At 43.7% G+C, this 21,342-nt stretch carries 17 protein-coding genes and 1 pseudogene; 11 read left to right on the top strand and 7 right to left on the bottom strand.

The genetic code is table 11. The features are described 5' to 3' along the window. Window positions 1-112: 112 nt before the first annotated feature. Window positions 113-1,729: a BCCT family transporter gene (locus ACVA58_RS25540; RefSeq protein WP_446513079.1), complete on the bottom strand. Its 1,617-nt coding sequence runs from the start codon at window positions 1,727-1,729 to the stop codon at window positions 113-115. A gap of 640 nt (window positions 1,730-2,369) precedes the next feature. Here ACVA58_RS25540 and ACVA58_RS25535 point away from each other — a divergent pair. After that, the gene (locus tag ACVA58_RS25535; RefSeq protein ID WP_446513078.1) at window positions 2,370-3,305 is read left to right on the top strand and encodes an endonuclease/exonuclease/phosphatase family protein; all 936 of its coding nucleotides are present in this window, start codon (window positions 2,370-2,372) and stop codon (window positions 3,303-3,305) included. On the opposite strand, the gene ACVA58_RS25530 is transcribed toward ACVA58_RS25535, so the two are convergent. Beyond that, window positions 3,302-3,724: a GFA family protein gene (locus tag ACVA58_RS25530; protein ID WP_446513077.1), complete on the bottom strand. Its 423-nt coding sequence runs from the start codon at window positions 3,722-3,724 to the stop codon at window positions 3,302-3,304. The two genes, ACVA58_RS25535 and ACVA58_RS25530, sit on opposite strands and share 4 nt — an antisense overlap. Before the next feature lie 64 nt (window positions 3,725-3,788). Further along, entirely contained in the window at window positions 3,789-7,109 is a 3,321-nt protein-coding gene (locus ACVA58_RS25525; protein ID WP_446513076.1) for a mechanosensitive ion channel domain-containing protein, read from the bottom strand. 265 nt (window positions 7,110-7,374) lie between these two features. Between ACVA58_RS25525 and ACVA58_RS25520 the strand changes: the two genes are divergently transcribed. Both ACVA58_RS25520 and ACVA58_RS25515 read left to right on the top strand, forming a co-directional pair. Next, window positions 7,375-8,235, top strand: a complete 861-nt coding sequence (locus ACVA58_RS25520; RefSeq protein ID WP_446513075.1) for an endonuclease/exonuclease/phosphatase family protein — start codon at window positions 7,375-7,377, stop codon at window positions 8,233-8,235. Window positions 8,236-8,289: 54 nt separating this feature from the next. Continuing rightward, window positions 8,290-8,790, top strand: coding sequence for a hypothetical protein (locus ACVA58_RS25515; protein ID WP_446513074.1), 501 nt, complete (start codon window positions 8,290-8,292; stop codon window positions 8,788-8,790). 386 nt (window positions 8,791-9,176) lie between these two features. Here ACVA58_RS25515 and ACVA58_RS25510 read toward each other — a convergent pair whose 3' ends face one another. Continuing rightward, window positions 9,177-9,908, bottom strand: a complete 732-nt coding sequence (locus ACVA58_RS25510) for a glutathione peroxidase (RefSeq protein ID WP_446513073.1) — start codon at window positions 9,906-9,908, stop codon at window positions 9,177-9,179. 321 nt (window positions 9,909-10,229) lie between these two features. Between ACVA58_RS25510 and ACVA58_RS25505 the strand changes: the two genes are divergently transcribed. After that, window positions 10,230-10,619 carry a universal stress protein gene (locus ACVA58_RS25505; RefSeq protein ID WP_446513109.1) on the top strand — a complete coding sequence of 130 codons (390 nt, stop codon included), beginning with the start codon at window positions 10,230-10,232 and terminating at the stop codon, window positions 10,617-10,619. Window positions 10,620-10,722: 103 nt separating this feature from the next. Continuing rightward, entirely contained in the window at window positions 10,723-11,505 is a 783-nt protein-coding gene (locus tag ACVA58_RS25500) for a nitroreductase family protein (protein WP_446513072.1), read from the top strand. A gap of 103 nt (window positions 11,506-11,608) precedes the next feature. Here the strand turns inward: ACVA58_RS25500 and traF are convergent, their stop codons facing one another. Both traF and ACVA58_RS25490 read right to left on the bottom strand, forming a co-directional pair. Then, complete coding sequence (gene traF, locus ACVA58_RS25495) at window positions 11,609-12,757, bottom strand: conjugal transfer protein TraF (protein ID WP_446513071.1); 1,149 nt, start codon at window positions 12,755-12,757, stop codon at window positions 11,609-11,611. A 201-nt stretch (window positions 12,758-12,958) separates the two neighbouring features. Beyond that, window positions 12,959-13,081: pseudogene (locus ACVA58_RS25490) on the bottom strand (carbohydrate ABC transporter permease); the annotation flags it as partial. Window positions 13,082-13,437: 356 nt separating this feature from the next. Here ACVA58_RS25490 and ACVA58_RS25485 point away from each other — a divergent pair. The 4 genes from ACVA58_RS25485 to ACVA58_RS25470 all read left to right on the top strand — a co-directional run bounded on the left by ACVA58_RS25485 (window position 13,438) and on the right by ACVA58_RS25470 (window position 18,131). Then, window positions 13,438-15,483, top strand: a complete 2,046-nt coding sequence (locus tag ACVA58_RS25485) for a metallophosphoesterase (protein WP_446513070.1) — start codon at window positions 13,438-13,440, stop codon at window positions 15,481-15,483. Window positions 15,484-15,836: 353 nt separating this feature from the next. Then, the gene (locus ACVA58_RS25480; protein ID WP_446513069.1) at window positions 15,837-16,487 is read left to right on the top strand and encodes a Qnr family pentapeptide repeat protein; all 651 of its coding nucleotides are present in this window, start codon (window positions 15,837-15,839) and stop codon (window positions 16,485-16,487) included. Between the two features lie 266 nt (window positions 16,488-16,753). Further along, window positions 16,754-16,996 (top strand): YdcH family protein, encoded by a 243-nt coding sequence (locus tag ACVA58_RS25475; protein WP_446513068.1) that lies wholly within the window; start codon window positions 16,754-16,756, stop codon window positions 16,994-16,996. Window positions 16,997-17,201: 205 nt separating this feature from the next. Beyond that, window positions 17,202-18,131: a universal stress protein gene (locus ACVA58_RS25470; protein WP_446513067.1), complete on the top strand. Its 930-nt coding sequence runs from the start codon at window positions 17,202-17,204 to the stop codon at window positions 18,129-18,131. An 86-nt stretch (window positions 18,132-18,217) separates the two neighbouring features. On the opposite strand, the gene ACVA58_RS25465 is transcribed toward ACVA58_RS25470, so the two are convergent. Beyond that, window positions 18,218-19,474: an adenylosuccinate synthase gene (locus tag ACVA58_RS25465; RefSeq protein WP_446513066.1), complete on the bottom strand. Its 1,257-nt coding sequence runs from the start codon at window positions 19,472-19,474 to the stop codon at window positions 18,218-18,220. Window positions 19,475-19,635: 161 nt separating this feature from the next. Between ACVA58_RS25465 and ACVA58_RS25460 the strand changes: the two genes are divergently transcribed. Both ACVA58_RS25460 and ACVA58_RS25455 read left to right on the top strand, forming a co-directional pair. Next, on the top strand, window positions 19,636-20,544 hold the full coding sequence (locus ACVA58_RS25460; protein ID WP_446513065.1) for a LysR family transcriptional regulator: 909 nt from the start codon (window positions 19,636-19,638) through the stop codon (window positions 20,542-20,544). Window positions 20,545-20,709: 165 nt separating this feature from the next. Then, window positions 20,710-21,153, top strand: coding sequence for a YtoQ family protein (locus tag ACVA58_RS25455; RefSeq protein WP_446513064.1), 444 nt, complete (start codon window positions 20,710-20,712; stop codon window positions 21,151-21,153). The last annotated feature ends 189 nt before the right edge of the window (window positions 21,154-21,342 follow it).

Here is a 21,342-nt window from a genome sequence, read left to right as displayed (position 1 = left end):
TTCACTCAACCCCATGGAAAAACGGTCTCAAATATATATTTGAGACCGTTATAATTATTACATTAATTTTTATATCATAAGCTTACAGACATAACCCCTACCACTTTAATCATCACTTATATAGCGAACGTTCAGAGTTCAAGCCTTTAATCAAACCCACACTCATAATCAAAATTACAAGAGTAAAAGGTAATCCCGTTGTTACAACCCCCGCTTGCAGGGCCTGCAACGATTCGGTACCGCCAAGCCATAGCATTGCTGCAGCAATAACACCTTGAACTATCGCCCAGAAAATACGCTGTGCTACAGGTGCATCCACCTTCCCGCCCGACGTAATACTGTCGACAACAAGAGAAGCAGAATCTGATGACGTAATAAAAAAGACTAACACTAATACGATAGACAGCATTGACAACACATTACCATATGGCATCGCATCGAATACGTGGAATAAGGATAACGATATATCAGTCAAACCATTCGTACCTAGTTCACCGACTTTATTTATCACTTGATTGATAGCAATACCACCGAACGTCGCCATCCATACCAATGTAACGAATGTAGGTACAAAGATAACAGCACACAAGAATTCACGAACTGTTCGACCTTTCGATATACGCGCTATGAACATACCAACAAATGGAGCTAATGAAATCCACCATGCGAAGTAGAATATTGTCCAACCTTGCATCCAACCAACATCATTGCGGTCATGTGGATAACTCAAAGCGACAAAGTTTTCTGCGTATGCAACAAAAGTTTCAGGAATGGAGACGACAATAACATCTGAATTAATTACCAATACAAATGCCAGTAAGGCAAATGCAAACAACATGTTGGTATTACTCAAAACTTTGACACCGCCATTAATGCCACGAATAACCGAGACAATAGCAATTAAGGTAACTAAGCCAATGACCAATAGTTGTAAGCCAATACCACTTTCAATTCCAAAGACGTGATTAATACCACTCGCGGCTTGCTGTGCGCCAAGGCCAAGTGATGTCGCGAGAGAAAACAACGTTGCAAGTACTGCCATTACATCGATGACGTGTCCTGCCCAGCCCCATGTCCTGTCACCAATAATCGGATAGAATACCGAACGGATTGAGAGTGGAAGCCCTTTGTTGTATGCAAAGAAAGCCAGACCAAGCCCGACAACGCCGTAAATAGCCCAACCATGGATACCCCAATTGTAGACCGTCGCAGCAAGTGCTAATGATTTTGCTTCTGCCGTATAGGGTTCAACATCTAAGGGCGTTCCCCACCAATTAGTAAAGTAAGCTGTTGGCTCAGCAACTCCCCAAAACAAGAGTCCAATACCCATACCGGCAGCGAATAACATCGTTACCCAAGACAGAGTGGAGTGCTCAGTTTTTGCTTGTTTACCACCAATCCGGATTTTACCAAATGGCGATATAATCAATACAATAGTAAATAAAACAAAGAAGTTCGTTGACCACATAAAGAAAGCATCGAATTCCGCCATAATACTGTTACGAACGCTACTTAGTGTTTCATTGGCGGTGGTTGGATCAACGAGGAGGAGTGCAGAGAGGAGGAGAATGATGAGGCCAGCGCTAATTCCAAAAACGGCATTATGTATATCAATACCCCATTTTTGAATATTATCCTGACCAACTTGGTAATCTGTGGTGTCAATACTGTATTTATTTATTGGATTATATGTATCTATGGAGTGGTGTCTCTTTGACGTACTACTCATAATTTTTGTTTAAGAATATCCTGTAATACTTTTTAATCGAAAAGTAAAAACGAAATGCCCATCACATACCAATGAGGTGGGCATAAATAATGAGGCGCGGAGACTAACAATTGCTTGATTAAAATTCAAGGCAAGCCTGAGAAATCGCAAAAAACAACTCGTTATATTCGCTTTTTTTCTCATTGAAAATTAAAATTACCAAGTAACATAATTTATGCAAATCAGTTCATTAACTGTCAAGTTAAAACGTTTAAAATTAACCACCTACTGTAATCCACCCGACATAGAGTCGTTGATAATAGTTAATTCATGATTGAACAAGTTGATAATATATTCGTTCTCACTTTTTTGTAACCAGAGATAACTGCTCACTCTTTTAAATGTCTGTTTTTGTGAATCCCTGATTTCACCCCAACCCAGAATCAACTAAATACGCATAAGTAAACGTTGGTTAAATTGCAACCTTATGAATTGAGTAAGAGATCTCGCTTAACCAGAATAATAATACTCAAGTTTCCTCTGCAAACTATCAACTCGTTGCAGTAAAAGCCTTTATCCTTCGCATCTCTTTTGCCAGTTCATTGATTGCTCTCTTTTCTATGCCAACCTAATAATCTCTTTTCTAGAGGAAAATAATTTGATGGAATACCACCGTTTAGCTTTTCTGCTTCTCATTGGGATGATGCCCCCTCTTGCTCATAGCTTCGCCAAGGACAATGCCTCTGAACTTTTAACCATCACCACCTGGAACCTCAATTGGCTCTCAGACGAGCTCCCTAAAGAAAAGAACCACGCGAACATTCCAACGAGAACCACCAGCGACTATCAAGCGTTGGCAAGTATTATCAATGATATTTCACCTGACGTTTTTGCTTTTCAAGAAGTGGCTAACCACCAATCGTTAGGCAAGATAATCTCACTCAACAAGTATCAGATTGAATTATCAAGCAGGCAAACAATAAACAACCACGAGATATGGCCGCAGTTTATCGGCTTTGCGATAAGGAAAGGAATAGATTACCAGCGACATCCCGATCTCCATCAGCTCGATATCTGGAAAAACCAATACCTGCGCTATGGTGTCGATGTATCGGTATATCACAACGCTAAACCTTCATTGAGGGTATTGAACGTGCATCTTAAAAGCGGTTGTTACAATAACCGTCACCGCAATAAAAACTGTACGGTCCTACTTAAGCAATTCAAGGTGTTGGCCAAATGGATATCACAGCGCCAAGCGGAAAAACAGCCTTTTGTTATTTTGGGGGATTTTAACCGCCGGTTGGCGAGCAAGGGAGACAAACATTGGCAGACACTAATGACTTCGGTGTCATCCGATCCGATATTGATGACGAAGGGAATAGCAAGCCAATGCAGCTCGCAGGGCTATAACAGGCGAAAACGACAATGGGAAATAAGGCAATACCCCGAATTTATCGATCACTTCATTATTGATAGCCGGATGACAGAAAAGGATAACGGTGTATCCTTTTCTGAGTATCTATTCTCAGACCAACAGCTTAAACAGTTTCAACTCAGTGACCATTGCCCGCTATCAATCTCGCTACAACTTTAAGGCTGGCCGTCGATGGTTTTAACCCCTTCAGGGATCTGATACCAGTCTTGTTTTTCACTGACCCAAATATGTACAGTCGGCTTATACAAAATGGAATCAGCGTCCTGATGAGATTTCAATTTCAGTTTGATCTTCTCGGGCATATTCGGGTCGTAGTGGTAAACACGGTTGCCGCAGTCCGGGCAGAATGTAGCCGCACTGACACCACCACTATCAGTAGGTCGAGACCACTCTTTCATCTCCCCCTTAAACTCAATCGACGAAGCAGCAACAATTGCTGTCACACTAAACGGGGCAGTAGCTAACGTCTGGCATTCTTGGCAATGGCAGGCAGCGACCATAAGCGGTGCTTCTTTGAGGGTATAGCTCACTTGACCACATTGACACTGGCCAGTAATGGGATAGGTTTGCTGAGTCATTTTGCTTCCTTTCTAGCATTAATTCTCTATTCATCATGACGTTAAATGGTTGTTACAACAAGTTCTAATCGCCAGGCGGGTTCTCTTTTCCCTGCTTCACATCACGTACGTGAATATCCATTTGCGGGAAGGCAATTTCGATACCATTTTGACGAAATAGGCTATCAATACTCTTGTTGATCAGGTGAATAGTAGACAGGCGATGATCAATGGCGGTGATATAAACCCGCAATTCAAAATCGAGGCTACTGGCACCAAATGCCAGAAAGAATACAGAAGGAGGAGGATCTTTGAGCACCAGAGGATGTTCATTAGCGACCTGATACAGCAACTGCTCAACTTTCTCGATATCCGAACCATAGGCGACCCCAATGGGGATCACGATACGGGTGATCGGATCGGTTAATGACCAGTTGATCAGTTTTTCGGTAATGAATGCTTTATTGGGAACGACTATCTCTTTGTTATCCCAATCAATGATGGTGGTCGCCCGGGTTTTGATTTTACTGACGGTTCCCGACAAATCATTGATCGTCACAATGTCACCAATCCGGATTGGCCGCTCGAATAGAATAATTAAACCCGATATAAAATTGGCAAAAATTTCCTGCAGGCCAAACCCCAACCCGACCCCGAATGCTGCGACCAGCCACTGTAGGCTCGACCATTGAAAGCCGGTCAACGAACAAGCACTAAACACCCCGATCAGCATCAGTAAATAGCGTAAGACAGTGGTGGCAGCGTAGCCTGTTCCTGGTGACAGATCTAGCCGGCGTAATACCAGCAGCTCCAAAATTCCGGGTAGGTTTCTCACCGCGATGAAGGTCACCAGCAAGGTGATCAGCGCATAAATCAGCGACTGCAAGGTAATATCAACCATCACCACACCCGTTTCACCCAGCTCACTCACCTGCCACACCACCACTTTACCGAGCCAACTTGTCATCTCAAGAGCGCTCGACCACAGAGTCAGCATGGCTATTACCAACCCAATCAAAGAAAGTCCTCGCAGCAGCGTAAGCGACTGCTCACTTACCTGTTCAGCATCTAGACTATTCTCTTCTACTTCTGGCATCACCTCTCGCAGCTCTGCCAATTCTGGCGGCTCTTCGGCTTGTTCTTGTTGCTGGGCAATAAGCTCTTCACGCCTTTCCAACAGACGCTGATAACTGAGTTGCCGGTGTTCCAGCTTAAGCCAGCGCTCCCCCATTTGATAAACCAATAACACCCCCAGCATCAAAAATAAGGTGAGTTGCTGGTAATTGAGTAGCACCCAAGAGGCGAGGTACAGACCGAGGATCGACATCAACATAATGGCCCCAAACGAGCCAATCACTAAACCTCGGATCAACATCAACGGAAAGCCCTGATGCAGCGGCGTCGGCAACACCATGGGTAACCGTTCTCGCTTGAACAGAAAAGCATAGATATACGTCATGCAGCTAACCAACAGCAAAAATAGCACCCGCGAGGCTTCGGCTTCTTTCTCGCCAGATACCAATTCAGAACAATACAAAGCAAGCAGAATAACGATTAAAGGCCAGCGAAGTCGGCGGCTTTCACGATGTAGATACCGACAAATTTCCGATGGCCAATTAAGATGTAGATCCAACACCCCATCCTTCGCGGTTAAGCCATGAATAAGTTCCAGTACAAATAATCCCCACGCACTGGCCGTGATCAGCGATGGCAGATCACCGGAGGTAGGTTGAGGCCATAGCCAATAAATGCCAAGGGCAGTCAATCCATACCACAGCGGCCAAATCACTGCTCGGAACAAGGCGAGAGAAAACAGAATCAAGGTGTATCGAAATTTATCTTTAAGCGGGTGCCCGAAGAGGCTTTTATACTCCAGTCTGCGCCGATCACTCAGGCGAGATAGCTTCATTCTCAATAAAATAAACAGCAGAGTATAGCCAGCAACAGATAACGCCAATGTCATCTGTTGCTGTTGTGTTGTGCGCTCGAACATAACCTTGAGAGGAGTATGAGCACCGAACCACACGTCCATCTCAAAGCGCGTAAGGTTCTTCCATAATGGCAGGTTACTGCGAATCCATAACTGCTGTTCGCGCAAAAAAGAACGGGCATTATTCACCTCATCCTTATACAGGATACTCGCTGCTTGCAGACGGCTCAGTTCGGTGATCAGTTTGTCGTACTCTTGGCTTAACCGACTCAGTAACTCTTTATGCAGTTCTTTGTTCTGCTGTTCAAGCTGAGTTAACTCATCTTCTTCAACATCGGTCTTAGCCATTGGCTTATAGCTAATTGCTTGCTCATTAAGCATGACATCCGAGCGAAGCTGGCTGATTTCATACTTTCTGATGTGAGCCTTGGCGATTTGATCAGGGATCACATTCACAGAGACTCGAGTCGGTAAACGCTGTAACTGAGCCCGAATAGAGGCACCGAAGGCCGTACTTTCTCTCAGCCAATCCAAATTGTTTCTAATAAGCACTTGCTCATCGGTGAGGCTCTGTCTTTCCGCTTGGATGCGGTGAATCTCAACCCGAGCACCATCCACATCCAGCAATACTTGCTCTAACTCTTTGGCAAGGGCCAGCAACTTGCCCGCCTTCTCTTGCCGAGGTGTGTTTTCTTCCGATTGTGGAACCTTGTCATGGTAAAGCTCTCGAGTGATTTGCTCAGCTTTGATGATCAGCGCCTTGGCCGATCCCTGCTCTATAACGGTCAGCCGCTTTTGCAGTTGAACTTGTAATGGGGTCGCCAAATCAATTTTCTTTACTAGTAACGTCTTCTCAAGCTGAAGCAACTCACTGCGTTCATCCAAAGTTTGCTGCTCCAGAAGCTTCTTGTCTTTTTCCAACAGTAGAGTTGCTGAATTAGCTGCGGCAAGCCACACTCGCAGCTTATCAGTACTATCTATCACCGCTAGCGATGTTTGCTCCAACTGGCTGTTAAGGCTGGCAATTTCTTTTGGCAATGTAATTCTTGAATCGTTTAGCTTCTTGCGTTGGTCGGCATTGGCTTTCGATGCAGCCTGCCATTCGCTGAGCGAAGCACTTAAGCGCGCCAAAGCTTGGGACAAATCATCATAGGATTCAAGCTGATTGGTTTGGAAAATAGGAAGCTGATCAGCCTCTTGGACCTTTTTGCTCAACAGCGTTCTCTGCTCAGGAAACTGAGTAATGAGGGTACGCAGCTTCTCTTGTTCTTCAGCCAACGTTTTCTGGCTTTTTAAACTCTGCGCCAAGCTTTGATATTGCCCAATAAGATCGTCATCTTTGGGGTTATCAGTATTTAAACGCTCGATTTCGCTATCGACAAAGTCGATATCCGGCAGCGTTTGCGCACCTAGCCCTGCAGTGAGTAACAACGACAATCCAAGGCAAAGGATGAGCTTTCTAACCAGATTCCGCACCCGCACAACCTCCGCAAACACAGACAATATTAAAGTGTAGAAGTCGCTGAAATATAGGGGGTATCAAGAGTAATAATTAATAACTGAAACAAAAAAAACAAGACTCAGTAATTAATTATGACTGAATACTACGTTAATTAATATTGATCAATACCGACACCAAACACAATAATTTCGTGATCTAGATCTCAGAATCAACTTGCTAACAACAGGGATAATTCACAACGAAAAATAAATAACTACACCCCATACAAGAAGTGGATATATGAAATATAAGAGCTTGCTACTACCATTGTCATTTGTTATTTCTGCATCAGCACTCGCTGGGGGACACCGAGAGCCTTATCAAGCCCAGTCAGATCTAATAAATAAAAATTTCTCTGAACAGCAAGCACCTGAGTTACGTATTGCTACTTTTAATATGGCTGCATCACGAGTTTCATCTCTAACTGAAATTGCCAAAGCAATTAAAGCGCTAGAAGCCGATGTTATCGCTATTCAAGAAGTTGATGTATTAACTCATCGAGGTGGAAACGTCGACCAACCACAGAAACTAGCAGAATTGACTGGGTTGAATATCGAATTTGGCAGAGCCATCGACTTTGATGGTGGGCAATATGGTCTTGCCATTGCTTCTAAGTACCCTATTCTCAAAACTGACATTATTGAACTTCCTTCAGGTAATAGAGAACAAAGAATAGCCTTTGAAGCGCATATTGATGTCCCAGGCTTTGAGGCTCCTATAACGGTTTACAATACACACCTAGATACAAAAGAAAACCCATCAATGCGAGTGGAGCAAGTTCGTGCACTGAACGATACAGCTATTGATACACGCGGTATCAAGATTTTGATGGGTGACATGAACGATGTGCCAGAATCCATCACCTATCAGGAACTTTCACGTTACTGGAATAACCTTAATGATGAAAAGGTAGATTTCCGTAGTTGGCCTGCAAGTAATCCCGAAATTCAAGTGGACTATGTAATGACGAGTAAAGCTCAAAGGTGGAAAATTGAAGAGATTGTAGTGCCACAAAGTAATACTAAATATGCAAATTTTAATTGGCCAGCCGTTACCGATCATCTTCCTATAATCATTGATATGAAAATGATTGAACAGTGATTTTCCAATCACCGTTCATAAAGACCAATGATTTGAATTAGATAAAGAGCAAATATGAAGATTTTAGCAATACCAGGAAAAATGCCTGCAACTCAATCATGGTTAGAAGATATTATTGATGAAACACCTTGGATAAATGAAGATGTTGATATTCATCGTTATAACGCTTGGGATGACGAGAGTGAATTCAGCATACAAGCAGAAGTCGAATACCTACCATCGGGTCATTATGATGTGATTATTACCAAATCCATTGGAACGCTGATTACTTTAAAAGCACTACAAAAGATCAGCTGGGATCGATTGATTTTTATTGGCATTGCTTGGAGTCTGTATTCAAATAAAGAAAAGGAATTACTACCGACTTTAAATAACCAAGGGTTACCAGTTTTGATTATCCAAGAGGACCATGATCCTTTTGGATCATATCAAGATATCAACCATGTAATTTTAGGTATGGAGCATATCACTTGTGTTGAGGTTATTGGCGAGCATCATCAATACCAAAATACTGCTCAAGTTGGCGAGATAATTTCAAAATGGTTGAATAATTAACATATCCATTATTTAGTCACAAACTAATAGTATTTTATAATTAAAGCACATCTTTGATATATCAATGATGTGCTTTTTTATATTGAAAATTAATTTCATAAAAAAGGACGGGCCAAATGACAAGGAAAGGAATAATCCAAATAGAACAATTATCTTGCGCTACAAATATAATACTCGGTAACAAATTATATTAAACAATTAAAAATGAAATTTAGCATTGCGAATTAGCAACTACTTTCTTACCATCATCACAGCAAGAGATTATGAATTAATTTTATTGGGTATAGTATTGAGCAAATAGCTTTTATTACTAATAAAGTAAGATGACTATTTTTGAAAAAAAATGGGCAGAACTAATGCCCTGCCCACTTTTTATAGCATACGTTTTATCTCGCTAGGAAAGCTTCAAGCTCTTCACTACCACCAGTGTGTTTACCACCGATGAATACCTGTGGAACAGTACTACGACCAGAAATAGCACGTAAGCTAACGGTTGTTGCGTCTTTGCCTAGTACAACTTCTTCATACTGAAGGCCTTTATCGAGAAGGTTTTGCTTCGCTTTGACGCAGAACGGACAACCAGGCTTAGTGAACACCGTAATCGATTCTTGTAGCTTATGTTGCGGGGCAATGTACTCCAACATGGTATCTGCGTCAGAAACGTTGAACGGGTCGCCCGGTTCATCGTTTTCAATAAACATCTTCGCTACGACGCCATCTTTAACCAGCATGCTGTAACGCCATGAGCGATCACCAAAACCTAGCTCATTCTTCGCAACGAGCATCCCCATACCTTTAGAAAACTCACCATTACCGTCTGGAATAAAAGTAATCTTTTCAGCTTCTTGATCTGCTTTCCACGCATTCATAACAAAGGTGTCATTTACTGAGACACAAAGAATATCATCAACACCGTGTTCATTGAAAACCGATGCGAGTTCGTTATAACGAGGAAGGTGCGAACTTGAACACGTTGGTGTGAAGGCACCTGGCAATGAAAAGACGATAACGGTTTTATTTGCGAATAGCTCTTGTGTTGTGACGTCTACCCACTGATCGCCCTGACGGGTATGGAAAGTGACCTGTGGTACAGTTTGGCCTTCTTTTGACTCGAACATAATCAATTCCTTCGGTTTTAATCAGAAAATACTACAACTGGAACTCAATCTTTTGTTCCCTGTCGATGAGATTAGTATGCTCTTTTATCACTTTAGGTCAAGCAGATTAAACCCACTATTTCAATAGCTTATACCTATTGATAAACCATTAAAATAAGTCAAAACACTCTCACAACCTGATAAAGCTAAATCCACAAAATAATACCGGCAAGGTGATGACTGATAAGTAAAAAGAGAAGGGAGTTGAACGACACCGCTGACCAATCGTGGATTACGGCTAGACTTAAGAGGAACATCTAACAATAAGCATGGAGAAACATGATGAGCTATGAGCATATATTAGTCGCTGTTGATTTATCTCAATCCAGCCAGATAGTGATTGATAAAGCGGTCTCATTAGCTAAAAACGCGAATTGTAAACTTACCTTTGTTTATGTCGGTGTTGATCGAGTTATGCTGGAACAAAAAGAAAAACTCGAACGACAGAAAGAGTTACAAACTCTGGCTGAACAGTGCAATTACCCTGTAGAAGACACCTTAGTAGTGGTTGGCGATCTCCATGTAAAGCTCTCGGGCATCGTTAAGGAAATGAATATCGATTTAGTGGTTTGCGGCCATCATCATAAATTCTTCAGCCGATTATTCTCATCCGTACCTAAGCTGGCCAATGCCGTAGAGGCTGATTTATTAGTAGTTTACCTCAATAAGTGACAGCAGAACCTCTTACAATACGTGATGATTTCTTTTAGATTATTAATATCAAGTCTCGTGATAACTTGGTTATTTGTTTTCCATCACGTTGTAAGGATACACTGTGGATATTCTCTCTCACCTCCATTCTCACCGCTCTATTCGCCAATATACCAACCAGCCCATTAGTGACGATGTATTAGATGAGATCCTTCAAGCCGGGATCAGAGCTTCATCATCCGGGAACATGCAAGCATATTCCGTTATCGTCACCAAAGACAAAGACCGTCGTGAAGCGTTGTTCGGGCCGCATATGAAGCAAAACATGGTTGTTGATGCACCTTTGCTTGTGACTTTCTGCGCCGATTTCAGACGGATGAAAAAATGGCTAACACTCAACGATGCCAGCCAGAACTTCGATAATTTTGCGAGCTTCATGATTGCTGCAATTGATGCCACCTTGGTCTCGCAAAATGTGGCAATAGCTGCCGAAGCCAAAGGATTAGGACTTTGCTACATGGGCTCAACACTAGCAAACTGCGACCAAATCGGTGAAATTTTAAAACTTCCACCGGGTGTCGTCCCTATCGTGGGATACTCACTAGGGTATGCAGCTGAGGAGCCTGAAATAAGAGACCGTTTGCCGCTTGAAGGATTGGTCCATAAAGAAACCTACCATGACTATAGTGATGAAGAAATACAGGCTATCTACCACCAGCGAGAAACCGATGGTTGGAATCGGTATATGTCTTATCCGGAGCTAAAAGCGAGAATAGAAGAGTCGGATGTGAAGAATCTTGCACAAATCTACACCAGCCTGAAATATACCCGAGAATCACACGTCGACTATTCAGAGACCGTACTTCACTACCTTGAGCTACAAGGCTTCATGAATCACTCAAAATAATATTGTGCGTCGACTTAAGAAAGGCGAAAAAAAGACGATTGTTATAATTAGCTAATGATTAACGCTGACAAACAATCGTCTTCTACTTACACTTCAGGTGAAATTAGAAGTGGAATACTAATTGAGCTGATGCACCGTAGTTATCTTCATTACCGTAAATGGCTGCAATATCTAACCCGAACTTGCCAAAGGGCTTCAAGCCAATACCGGCTGTAAACAGATCATCGGCATAATTCGTCATGCTATGGATGTAGCCAAAACGCAGCTGAGCCAAACGCCATGCATCCGCTTCAAAACCAATACGGGCAAACTGAGTTTTGTAAGCCTGCTCTTTAAATGGCTTTTTGCTGTTTAAATCAACATCCGCCGCTACAGTGAAACGCGGGTGATTATAAGCCACCGCTGCAGTATATTGGGCATTAACTTCAAAAGTATCTTGGTTACCATTGCTGACATTGGTTTTTAGTGACTGAGAGAATACGTTCTGCGCACTCAAGCCCAGCATCACATTTCGGCTTAGCGCGTAGGCAGCACCCAAGTCAGCATTAAACGCAGACTTATCGACATAATCAGAACTAAAATCAAAGTCATCATCATCGAAAGTATCGATGTTATCCTGATAATTATAAGCCAATAGTTGTTGGAACTTCGGCGAAATACCCAAGCTCAAGTCTCGATCTAAAAAGATAAACTCTTTGGCAAAAGTAAAGCCAATATCGACCGTTCCACCCACAACGCCCTGAGCATTAGAGTTCGCGATCTCATTGTGATTGAGATCGTTCTCGTCAATATCTGTAGTCAAAAGAGCCATAGCATGGCTAGATACAAAGAAGTTGGTACTGATCACACGGTTTGGGATGGCAATGACCATTCCAACATTGGCATCACCATCAATACGCTCATTATCTAGGTCTAGCAGTGCCGCTCTCCATTGTTCCTGTAGAGCAGGGTCACTGGGATTGGCAGCCAATAGGTCATTCAAATCCTGAAACTCATCAACCCGATCATGTAGATCATCGCCATCGAATACACGAGCTCCGACTACCGGGAGGATCATGCCAAAACGATCATGGCGTTTATTCTGTGTTGCCAATGCCGGATTATGAAAGCTCGCCGTCAGGTAGCTGGCTGATGCAACGCCAACGCCACCCATACCAACACTACGGGTATCAGAAAGCGTGTTTGAAGCCGCTGCTGAATACGACAAAAAAGCCATTGCTATCCCTGCTGCTGCTCTTTTCACTGTCACCATGTTAGTCCCTGAAGTCTATTATCATTTTTTCTTTTGAATATTGTGCAATTAAAACATGACTCTGAACACTGAGCTAGTCACATTTTTGTTTCAAGTTGATAAACAGTGATGCGGGTAACAGATCAAAAAAGCTGAGCTATACACTCAGCTTTTTACTGCACCCTTATTTTTCGGGTACTCGCTTTAGGCGAGCTAATGGGCTTATCCTTTAACAGCCCCAGCGGTTAAACCTGATACTATTTTCCGTTGGAATACCAACACCAATAAGATCAACGGTACGGTCACGATGACCGATGCAGCCATAATCGCACCAAATGGTAACTCATTCATACTGCGGTATCTCCCATCAATAGAGCAGTGATTTGCAACATTTATTCATTCGGTTAAATGGTGTTACCCCCCACAAATCATTAGTTACTTCTTAAGGAGCAATTTACTTTAGTGATAACCAAATATAGAAACGTATAAAACACCTCATCTCAAAAACAACAAAAAGCCTATAAAAGCACTGATAAAAACAGGCATATAAAATTGAAACTTCATCAATTTTAAACACCTTTAATTGACTGATATCAATTCAACCGCTAACACCGTATCTCATCAATAGAAATGAAATCATTTCGTTATATTTCTGAAATATTTCAAAAATACTTTAAGCGTTTTCAGAATGAGAACTAAAAATGTTTGATAAAAAAAATATTACCCGCCGTAGTTTTATTGGTGGCGTGGCTAAGGTTGGCACCGTTGCAGCATCCGCATCAATTCTAACCGCTTGTAACAGCAGCAGTTCCTCAGATAGTAAAACCAATATTGCTGGTGTGAAAGTTGCAATGCTTGCCGATGTTCATTTTCATGATGTGTTTGGTGATTATGAGTTTTCTAAATTTAACAATGAAGTGACAATTCGGAGCATGCAAGATTCATGTGAATCAACGCGTATGTTCAACGAAAACTACTTTGCCTTTATTGAAGCACTAGAAGAGTTAGGTCAACAAGGCATTAAATATATTTGTTTACTAGGCGACTTCTCTGATGATGGCCAAGTAGACACCTTAAAAGGGTTTAACCGTGTTGTAGAACCATATATTGAAAAGTACGGCTTTGAATTCTTTTTGACTAATGGCAACCATGATCCTGTTCGGCCATATGGTGCCCACCAAACAAAGAACTTCTTACATCACACCGGGGCCAGCATCGCGGTAACCAGTGATGAGGACCGCAACTTCACACCAAATAATGTACTGATAGGCCAACACATTACGCAAGGAATGTGGGCCACGGGCTATCAGGAAATGTTTGACGTGTTGGGGTACTACGGTTTTCAGAATAAACCAAGCTATGTCAGCTACGAAACACCCTGGGGCAGCGATAAGTTTGAAGATCGCGGTCTTATGATCAGCAAGGAAGACGGTGGTAAAACATTCTGGTGTCCAGATGCCACCTATCTGGCCGAGCCAGTTGAAGGCCTCTGGATTGTTTCTGTCGACATGAATATCTACTTGCCTACTGAAGACGGTACCAGCTGGAGCCACGCTTCTATCGGCTGGGAAGAAGGCAAGAAATACAAGCCTCAGGTAATGGACTGGCTAGCCAATGTAACGGCACGTGCTGAAGCTGAGGGCAAAACGCTGATTGTATTTAGCCATTACCCAGCAACCGAGTACCTCAACTCGAGCGCAAACGACTTTTACTATGTATTCAACGATGGTTCATACAACAACACCCGCGTACCTTCAAGCGATACTGCGCAGCATGTGCTTGACGCCGGTGTGAAAGTGCAGTTCGGCGGTCACATCCATGTTAACGATACCGCTATCCATCAGGGTGAAAACGGCACTTTGGTCAATATTCAGGCACCATCTCTGGCTGCCTACACGCCATCATACAAAGTAGTGACCTGCCACTCACCAACACTGTTCGAAGTAGAAACCAAGACCTTACAGGACGTGCGCGACTTCGATGCCCTGTTCCCATACTACCTGCGCGAGAAAGATCACCGTGAGTGGGCCGGTGCAGACGTACAGTGGGCAAAAATGCTGGAAGCAACCGACTACCGTGACTTCATGTACCGCCATTTGGATGTGTTAATGCACATGCGACTTAAAAATGGCTGGGGTGATGATGTCACCGCATTATTTGATGCTGCCACGCCGCTTTACTGGTTGATGATGCTATCGTGCTATGAAGGAAAGTTGAATAACCCGCAGATTCAAACCTTGATTAAAGCAATGACTGCAGAAGCAAGCAACGACGAGATTATTGCTATCTTCGCTGATTGGGGTCTAGAACACGAAGCCATCACTGCCCTTGATAACGTTGATGCACACAACACCAAGTTCCTGCTGGGACGTGAACAAATGATTGCGGTAGGTTTTGAGCAGTTGTGCCTTGCTACCCTCTATCAACGCAATGGTGACGAACTCGCACTGCAGGATCTGAATTATCAACTATTAGTACCAATACGTGTTGCAATGGAAATGTTCAAGCACAATGATGCTAATGGCGATCTGGAAAATATTGATTGGGAAACTGACTATGTAGACCAAAACCCATCTAGTGGCGGCGGTATTAAGCTAGAGCAAGTTACCTTGTCGGTACTATTAACACGATTCGCGTCATTAGCTCGAATCTATCACCAATTGAGCAAAGCTAAACCAGCAGATCATTTCTACGTCGACCTACAAAATGGCACAGTTGAAGATCTCACCGGTAATAAAATGATTTAATGCCCATTTCCTGGTGCCTGTGACAGGCACCAGGCTTCCCTCTTAATGCGTCCTTCACACATCCGAATCCCCCCCCTTCCACCATTCAAGGCGTCCATCAAAGAACAAACCTAAGTACTGAAAAAACAAATCGACATGCAACCCCCTAAGGCGGTCTATACGAAGATTTAGAGAGCACAGGAACGCCCATTAAAACAATTTAAGATAAAGGCTTAGGTGGCTTGTTTGATGGCTATTTGTCGCCATTTATTAACACTCGAAAAAATCACTTTTCGCATCAAAATATTCTGGATTTACAGCCGGTTTTGCATGTAACCTGCCAGCATATAGACCGCAAATACTGGCCATTTCCAATGAAAGACCAACACTATATTGATCACGATTTTTCTGAACAAAACTTTGAATATACCAAATTTGAAAACTGCACCTTCATTCGCTGTAACTTCAGCAGGACTAACCTGAACGAGGCTGAATTCATTAAGTGCCAATTCATAGAACGTGGCGATGTAAAAGGTTGCCGTTTTGAATACACCAAGCTCAAAGAGGCCAGCTTCAGAGACTGTGACCTCAGCATGGCAGACTTCAGAGGGGCGCAATGTTTTGGCATCGAACTTCGTGCCTGTAATCTCAAAGGGGCTAACTTTTCCCAAGCCAGCTTTGCCAACTATCTGACTCAAAATAGCTACTTTTGCTCTGCCTATATTTCGGCAAGCAATCTCGCCTACGCCAACCTGGAAAACCAGAAACTGGAGAAGTGTGAGCTCTTTGAAAACCGCTGGATAGGTGCCAACTTGCTTGGTGCTTCACTCAAAGGCTCAGATCTCAGCCGGGGAGAATTTTCACCAGAGAGTTGGGGACAATTTGATATTGAAGAGTGTAATCTGTGCCAGGTTGATTTAACTGGAATGGACATAAGAAGAGTCAGCCTCAAAGGCGTCATGATCTGTGACTGGCAACAAGAGCAACTGCTCGAACCTTTGGGCCTGATTGTGACAGCGGGTTAACCGTAGGCCTCCCTCTAGAGGCCTAGTAAAATAACAATCGCCACTGCGAAACGGATAAACAGTACCCCAATCACTTTTTCAAAGGGCTGCATCACCTTCTCGAAAGCTGGTTTTACCCAGGGTACAAGTTATTGCAATAAGAACGTTTAATCTCACTTATCTCGGCTTTTAAGAAGCAAGTCAGGTCATTATAACCAAAGCTGCTATCCTATTATGTGCAATTAAACCGGTGCACATACATTTTTCAGGTTGGTTTAGGAGGTCGTATGTTAGGAGAAAATCACTCTCTGCTTCATGAATTTCCGCAATACAAAGAAAAAATTACCGTTTTATCCGCAAACAACGAGGCATTTGCCCAAGATGCCAAGCAATATAATCAGTTAGATAAAGAAATCCGTGTGCTAGAACTCAATGGTTCCCCGATTGAGGATGATGCAATGCTTCAACTCAAGCATCAGAGGGCTGAACTGAAGGACTCGCTTCACCACCGTTTGCTCAACGGAAGTTAACCCTCTAAAACACTTTAGGCCACCGCATGGTGGCCTCTGACATCAAATGAAAGCGACGAGAAGCCTCTGTCCGATCCACACCTCATATTCCGTCTCATAAATGCGCTTTTCTGTTACCAAACATGAACCACGCAGGCAATAGAAAAACAACCGATATACACTGAAATCAAAAGCCATATATTTTATGTGTGTTTAAGGAGGCCGTATGAAACTCAATCGACTATTGGTTACCATTGCTCCTGAGCAACCGCTCAATGATTCCTTTCATCAGGCATTTGGGTTTGCTAATCAATGTTCTGCGCAAGTTACCCTGTTAGCTGTTATTGAAGAATTATGTGAGTTAAAAGAGGTGGCCGAGCATTCAAATACTGCCGTCAATATCATTGATGAAGCCGAAAAATTTTACCATAAGCAGCTGAATCATCATGTTGAAGTGCTGAATGCTCAATACCCCAACATTACCTTCAACACCCTTGTACGTATCGGTATCCCGCATATAGAAATCGTTAAAGAAGCCAAGTCATCACAGGCCAGTATGGTGGTTATTGATTCTACACGCGATGATAAAAAAACAGCCTGCCAACGTGGTCGTAATACCTTAAACATCATCCGTAAATCGGAAGTCCCTATTTGGTCAATCAGCTCTTACTCCAAACCTATTGATCACGTTGTCGCAGCCATAGATCTTAGCAATATTGAATATCAGGGCTTTAATGCCAAACTCGTTGAGCTTGCGTTGGAATATTGCGAAATAACCGGTGCTGACTTAACGCTATGCCATGCATGGCGACTCGACTCCGAAGGCTACCTGAGAAAGTGGAGTGGCTATGACGATAATGATATCGAGCAACTCTCACAAAAGATGAAAGCAGAGCGAATAGAACGGCTTAAGTCTTTGTTAGAACCCCACCAAAACAGCTCAGTGAATACCAAAATTGAGATTGTCGAAGGGGAAGCGAGGGAAGTGTTACCACTTTATGCCTCGGCAAAAGGCGTCGATGTGGTCATTTTGGGCTCACTCTCACGTACAGGTATCGCAGGCTTCCTCATGGGCAACACCGCAGAGTCTATGATCAACCAACTTAGTTGCTCTGTCTTAACCCTCAAGCCTGACTCCTTCAAATCGCCAGTGTAATACTGATAGAGCACTACAAACAAATAGCAAAAAGCCAACACCTCTCGGTGCTGGCTTTTCAGTATAAATAGAGTTTCAAAGCGAAATTAGCGCATGATCATCTGTTCACGGCCTGGGCCGACAGAAACCATTTTCACTGGTACACCCATTAGTTCTTCGATACGCAGCACGTAATTTTGTGCCGCTACTGGTAGCTCTTCAAACTTACGGCAACCGGTGATGTCTTCGCTCCAACCTTCCATTTGCTCATAAACAGGTGCTAGAGAAGCGGTTTGCGGCCAGATTGGATTTTCGCTGTGATCACCATCGTAAGCAACACAGACTTTCAGATCGCTAAGACCACTTAGGCAGTCCACCTTAGTCAAGGCAATTTCAGTCGCCGCCTGAAGTTCAACACCGTTCTTAGTCGCAACGGCATCAAAGTAACCCATGTCACGTGGACGACCTGTTGTCGCACCAAACTCACCCGCGGCTTCACGGAAAGCATCTTGCTCTTCCATCGCAGTGATCAGCGTTCCTGTGCCGACTGATGAACTGAATGCTTTCGCTACGGCAATAACGCGCTCTGGGCGAAGAGCTGGCAAACCACTACCGATACCCGCATACATAGAGACAACATTAGATGATGTTGTCCATGGGTATTCACCGTATGTTAAGTCACGGCCAGCACCAAGCTGTGCTTCGAATAGTAGGTTCTTATCTTCAGCCTGCAGTGCTTTAAGCGGCAGGGTCACATTACAAATCGCATCACGCCATGGCGCCGACACTTCTAGCAACCACTCAGTCATTTCTTGTGCTGTTTGGCTAAACTCGAAACTTGGGTATAGGGCTTTAAGCTGTGGCAGTTTCCAGTCCATCCAGAACTGAATACGCTCACACAATACTTCAGGCTGCTTCAGCCAACCAACCAGAATACCTTTCTTCATAACGCGGTCGCCGTAAGCAGGTGCTATGCCCTGACGGGTTGAACCGTAGGCAGCATCACCCAAGCGCACTTCTTCTAGAGTATCTTCAAGAGCGTGGAGTGGAAGACACAAGGTAGCTCGGTCAGAGATACAAAGGTTAACGTTAACCCCTGCAGCTGCAACTTCTGCTAACTCGGTAGTAAGAGGCTCAGGGCTGATCACCATACCAGGGCCTAGCACCGCAAGACAGTCAGGGTTAAATACGCCGCTTGGTAGCTGGTGCAGTTTGAATGTTCCCAAATCATTAACCACGGTGTGGCCAGCATTGTTACCACCTTGGAAACGAATACTCGCAGAAGCTTGCTCGGCAAGGAAATCGACGATTCGGCCCTTACCTTCATCACCCCAGTTAGCACCAACAACAACGATAGACGACATAATTAACTCTCCCAAACAATGATGCGATTATGCTAAGGCGACTGAGCTAATAAGAAAAATTAATAATCGTTATAACTCCAATAAGGATTTCATATGGGATTTTGTGACAAAGGGCGTAGAATAAACCCACTTATCGTTAGCGGTTCAATAAGCGAGCCTTTATGTTAGATCTCAATTGGCTTAATACCTTTGTTACTTTGTCTCGGTTAGAGCATTTTGGTAAAACGGCATCAGAACTTCATATGACCCAACCCAATGTCAGCTTGCATATCAAACACTTGGAGCAGGCTACACGGGTCAAGCTGGTTGAGCGCAACCCGTTTCGCCTGACCCAAGCTGGCGAGCGCTTATTGCAAAGCGCCCAATCAACACTGCAAGAACTGCAGGTATGCCAATCAGATCTCAATGCAATCAATGACTTATCACAAGGCACACTCTCGATTGCGGCAAGTGACATTATCTCTCGCCTACTACTGATTAAGCCTTTCCAGTTATTCAAACAGGAATTTCCCGGTATCGATCTCTCACTATTCAACACCACCTCAACCCAAGCGGCCGAGTTGGTAAAAAGTGCCAGAGCGGATCTAGGCTTTGTGATCGCCCAAAAGGAAAGCCAACCCCTGCACTTTACCGAACTGCGTCAAATTCGCTGGTGCGCATTGGGAAATGGCCTGAGTGATTGGCAGCAGCTGGCACAGGATGGCAAGATCACTACATCGGATGAAGAGCCGACACTGATCTTACTGGGCCACGATACCCGCACCCGAGATCTGATTGATCTGGCTTTGCCTAGCCTCCACTTACCTAAATACCGAGTGATGGAAGTCGGTAGTGTCGATGCCCAAATCGATTGGGCTGAAGCAGGGTTTGGCATTGCCATCGTGCCCGCGTTTTCACTCCATCCAAAACTCAACCTGACAAGCACCATCACTCCGCTTCCTGATTTCCCAACCACCAGCTTGGGCTATATCGTGCGCCAGAACCAAGTGCTATCTCGGGCGATCAAACAGCTATTGAATTGGGTGAGTGAAGAGATCACCAATTCACCCCACGGTAACCCTGCAAACTAACCTCCAATCTTTAAAAGCCGAGATAGTGCAATGGTATTTAATGATCCGAGAGTGATTAATAAAGAAATGTGAAGACACTATTATTGGCTTGTCTAAGGCCCATCAGCGGTGTTATTAACAGCTATCTAATCAACCTCTGAACACAACCGATATAGGGGAAACAATATGAAACACACCGTATACTTATCAGGTGAAATACATACCGACTGGCGAGAGAAAATTATAGCTGGCGCCCAAGCCAAAAACCTCCCAGTAACATTTACCTCTGCCGTGACAGATCACGATGCCAGTGACGCCGCAGGTGATGTCCTAGGCAAAGAAACAGACAGCTTTTGGCGCGATCACAAATCCTCTAAAGTCAATGCGATACGAACAAAGCTGATGATTGAACAATGCGATATTGCTGTCATTAGATTTGGCGACAAATACAAGCAATGGAACGCGGCTTTTGATGCCGGCTACTGCGCAGCGCTAGGTAAGTCTTATATCACCTTACATAGCGAGGAAATTATCCACCCATTAAAAGAAGTCGACGCAGCTGCAATGGCTTGGGCTAAAACGCCAGAACAAATCGTCGAGATCCTCACCTATGTCATCGGCACCAAATAGCCCAATATAAGCATACCGGTCAAAATGAGTGTTATTGGCGAAGGGCTGGGTGTCGTAAACGTCGGGCAGGCCTCCCTGCGGGACTCATCAGTCCACAGGACTGACGCCTATGTTCAACGCATACAAAAAAGCCCCAGCATTTCTGCTGAGGCTTCGTTGTAGTGGCGGAGCGGACGGGACTCGAACCCG

The organism is Photobacterium sp. DNB22_13_2, assembly GCF_052873915.1.
This window is presented reverse-complemented; position numbering and strand designations above follow the sequence as displayed.

What these genes read in the sequence shown, in the direction of transcription:
- ACVA58_RS25540 (WP_446513079.1), bottom strand. Translation starts at nt 1,729, where the DNA reads ATGAGTAGTACGTCAAAGAGACACCACTCCATAGATACATATAATCCA.
- ACVA58_RS25535 (WP_446513078.1), top strand. Translation starts at nt 2,370, where the DNA reads ATGGAATACCACCGTTTAGCTTTTCTGCTTCTCATTGGGATGATGCCC.
- ACVA58_RS25530 (WP_446513077.1), bottom strand. Translation starts at nt 3,724, where the DNA reads ATGACTCAGCAAACCTATCCCATTACTGGCCAGTGTCAATGTGGTCAA.
- ACVA58_RS25520 (WP_446513075.1), top strand. Translation starts at nt 7,375, where the DNA reads ATGAAATATAAGAGCTTGCTACTACCATTGTCATTTGTTATTTCTGCA.
- ACVA58_RS25515 (WP_446513074.1), top strand. Translation starts at nt 8,290, where the DNA reads ATGAAGATTTTAGCAATACCAGGAAAAATGCCTGCAACTCAATCATGG.
- ACVA58_RS25510 (WP_446513073.1), bottom strand. Translation starts at nt 9,908, where the DNA reads ATGTTCGAGTCAAAAGAAGGCCAAACTGTACCACAGGTCACTTTCCAT.
- ACVA58_RS25505 (WP_446513109.1), top strand. Translation starts at nt 10,230, where the DNA reads ATGAGCTATGAGCATATATTAGTCGCTGTTGATTTATCTCAATCCAGC.
- traF (WP_446513071.1), bottom strand. Translation starts at nt 12,757, where the DNA reads ATGGTGACAGTGAAAAGAGCAGCAGCAGGGATAGCAATGGCTTTTTTG.
- ACVA58_RS25485 (WP_446513070.1), top strand. Translation starts at nt 13,438, where the DNA reads ATGTTTGATAAAAAAAATATTACCCGCCGTAGTTTTATTGGTGGCGTG.
- ACVA58_RS25480 (WP_446513069.1), top strand. Translation starts at nt 15,837, where the DNA reads ATGAAAGACCAACACTATATTGATCACGATTTTTCTGAACAAAACTTT.
- ACVA58_RS25475 (WP_446513068.1), top strand. Translation starts at nt 16,754, where the DNA reads ATGTTAGGAGAAAATCACTCTCTGCTTCATGAATTTCCGCAATACAAA.
- ACVA58_RS25470 (WP_446513067.1), top strand. Translation starts at nt 17,202, where the DNA reads ATGAAACTCAATCGACTATTGGTTACCATTGCTCCTGAGCAACCGCTC.
- ACVA58_RS25465 (WP_446513066.1), bottom strand. Translation starts at nt 19,474, where the DNA reads ATGTCGTCTATCGTTGTTGTTGGTGCTAACTGGGGTGATGAAGGTAAG.
- ACVA58_RS25460 (WP_446513065.1), top strand. Translation starts at nt 19,636, where the DNA reads ATGTTAGATCTCAATTGGCTTAATACCTTTGTTACTTTGTCTCGGTTA.
- ACVA58_RS25455 (WP_446513064.1), top strand. Translation starts at nt 20,710, where the DNA reads ATGAAACACACCGTATACTTATCAGGTGAAATACATACCGACTGGCGA.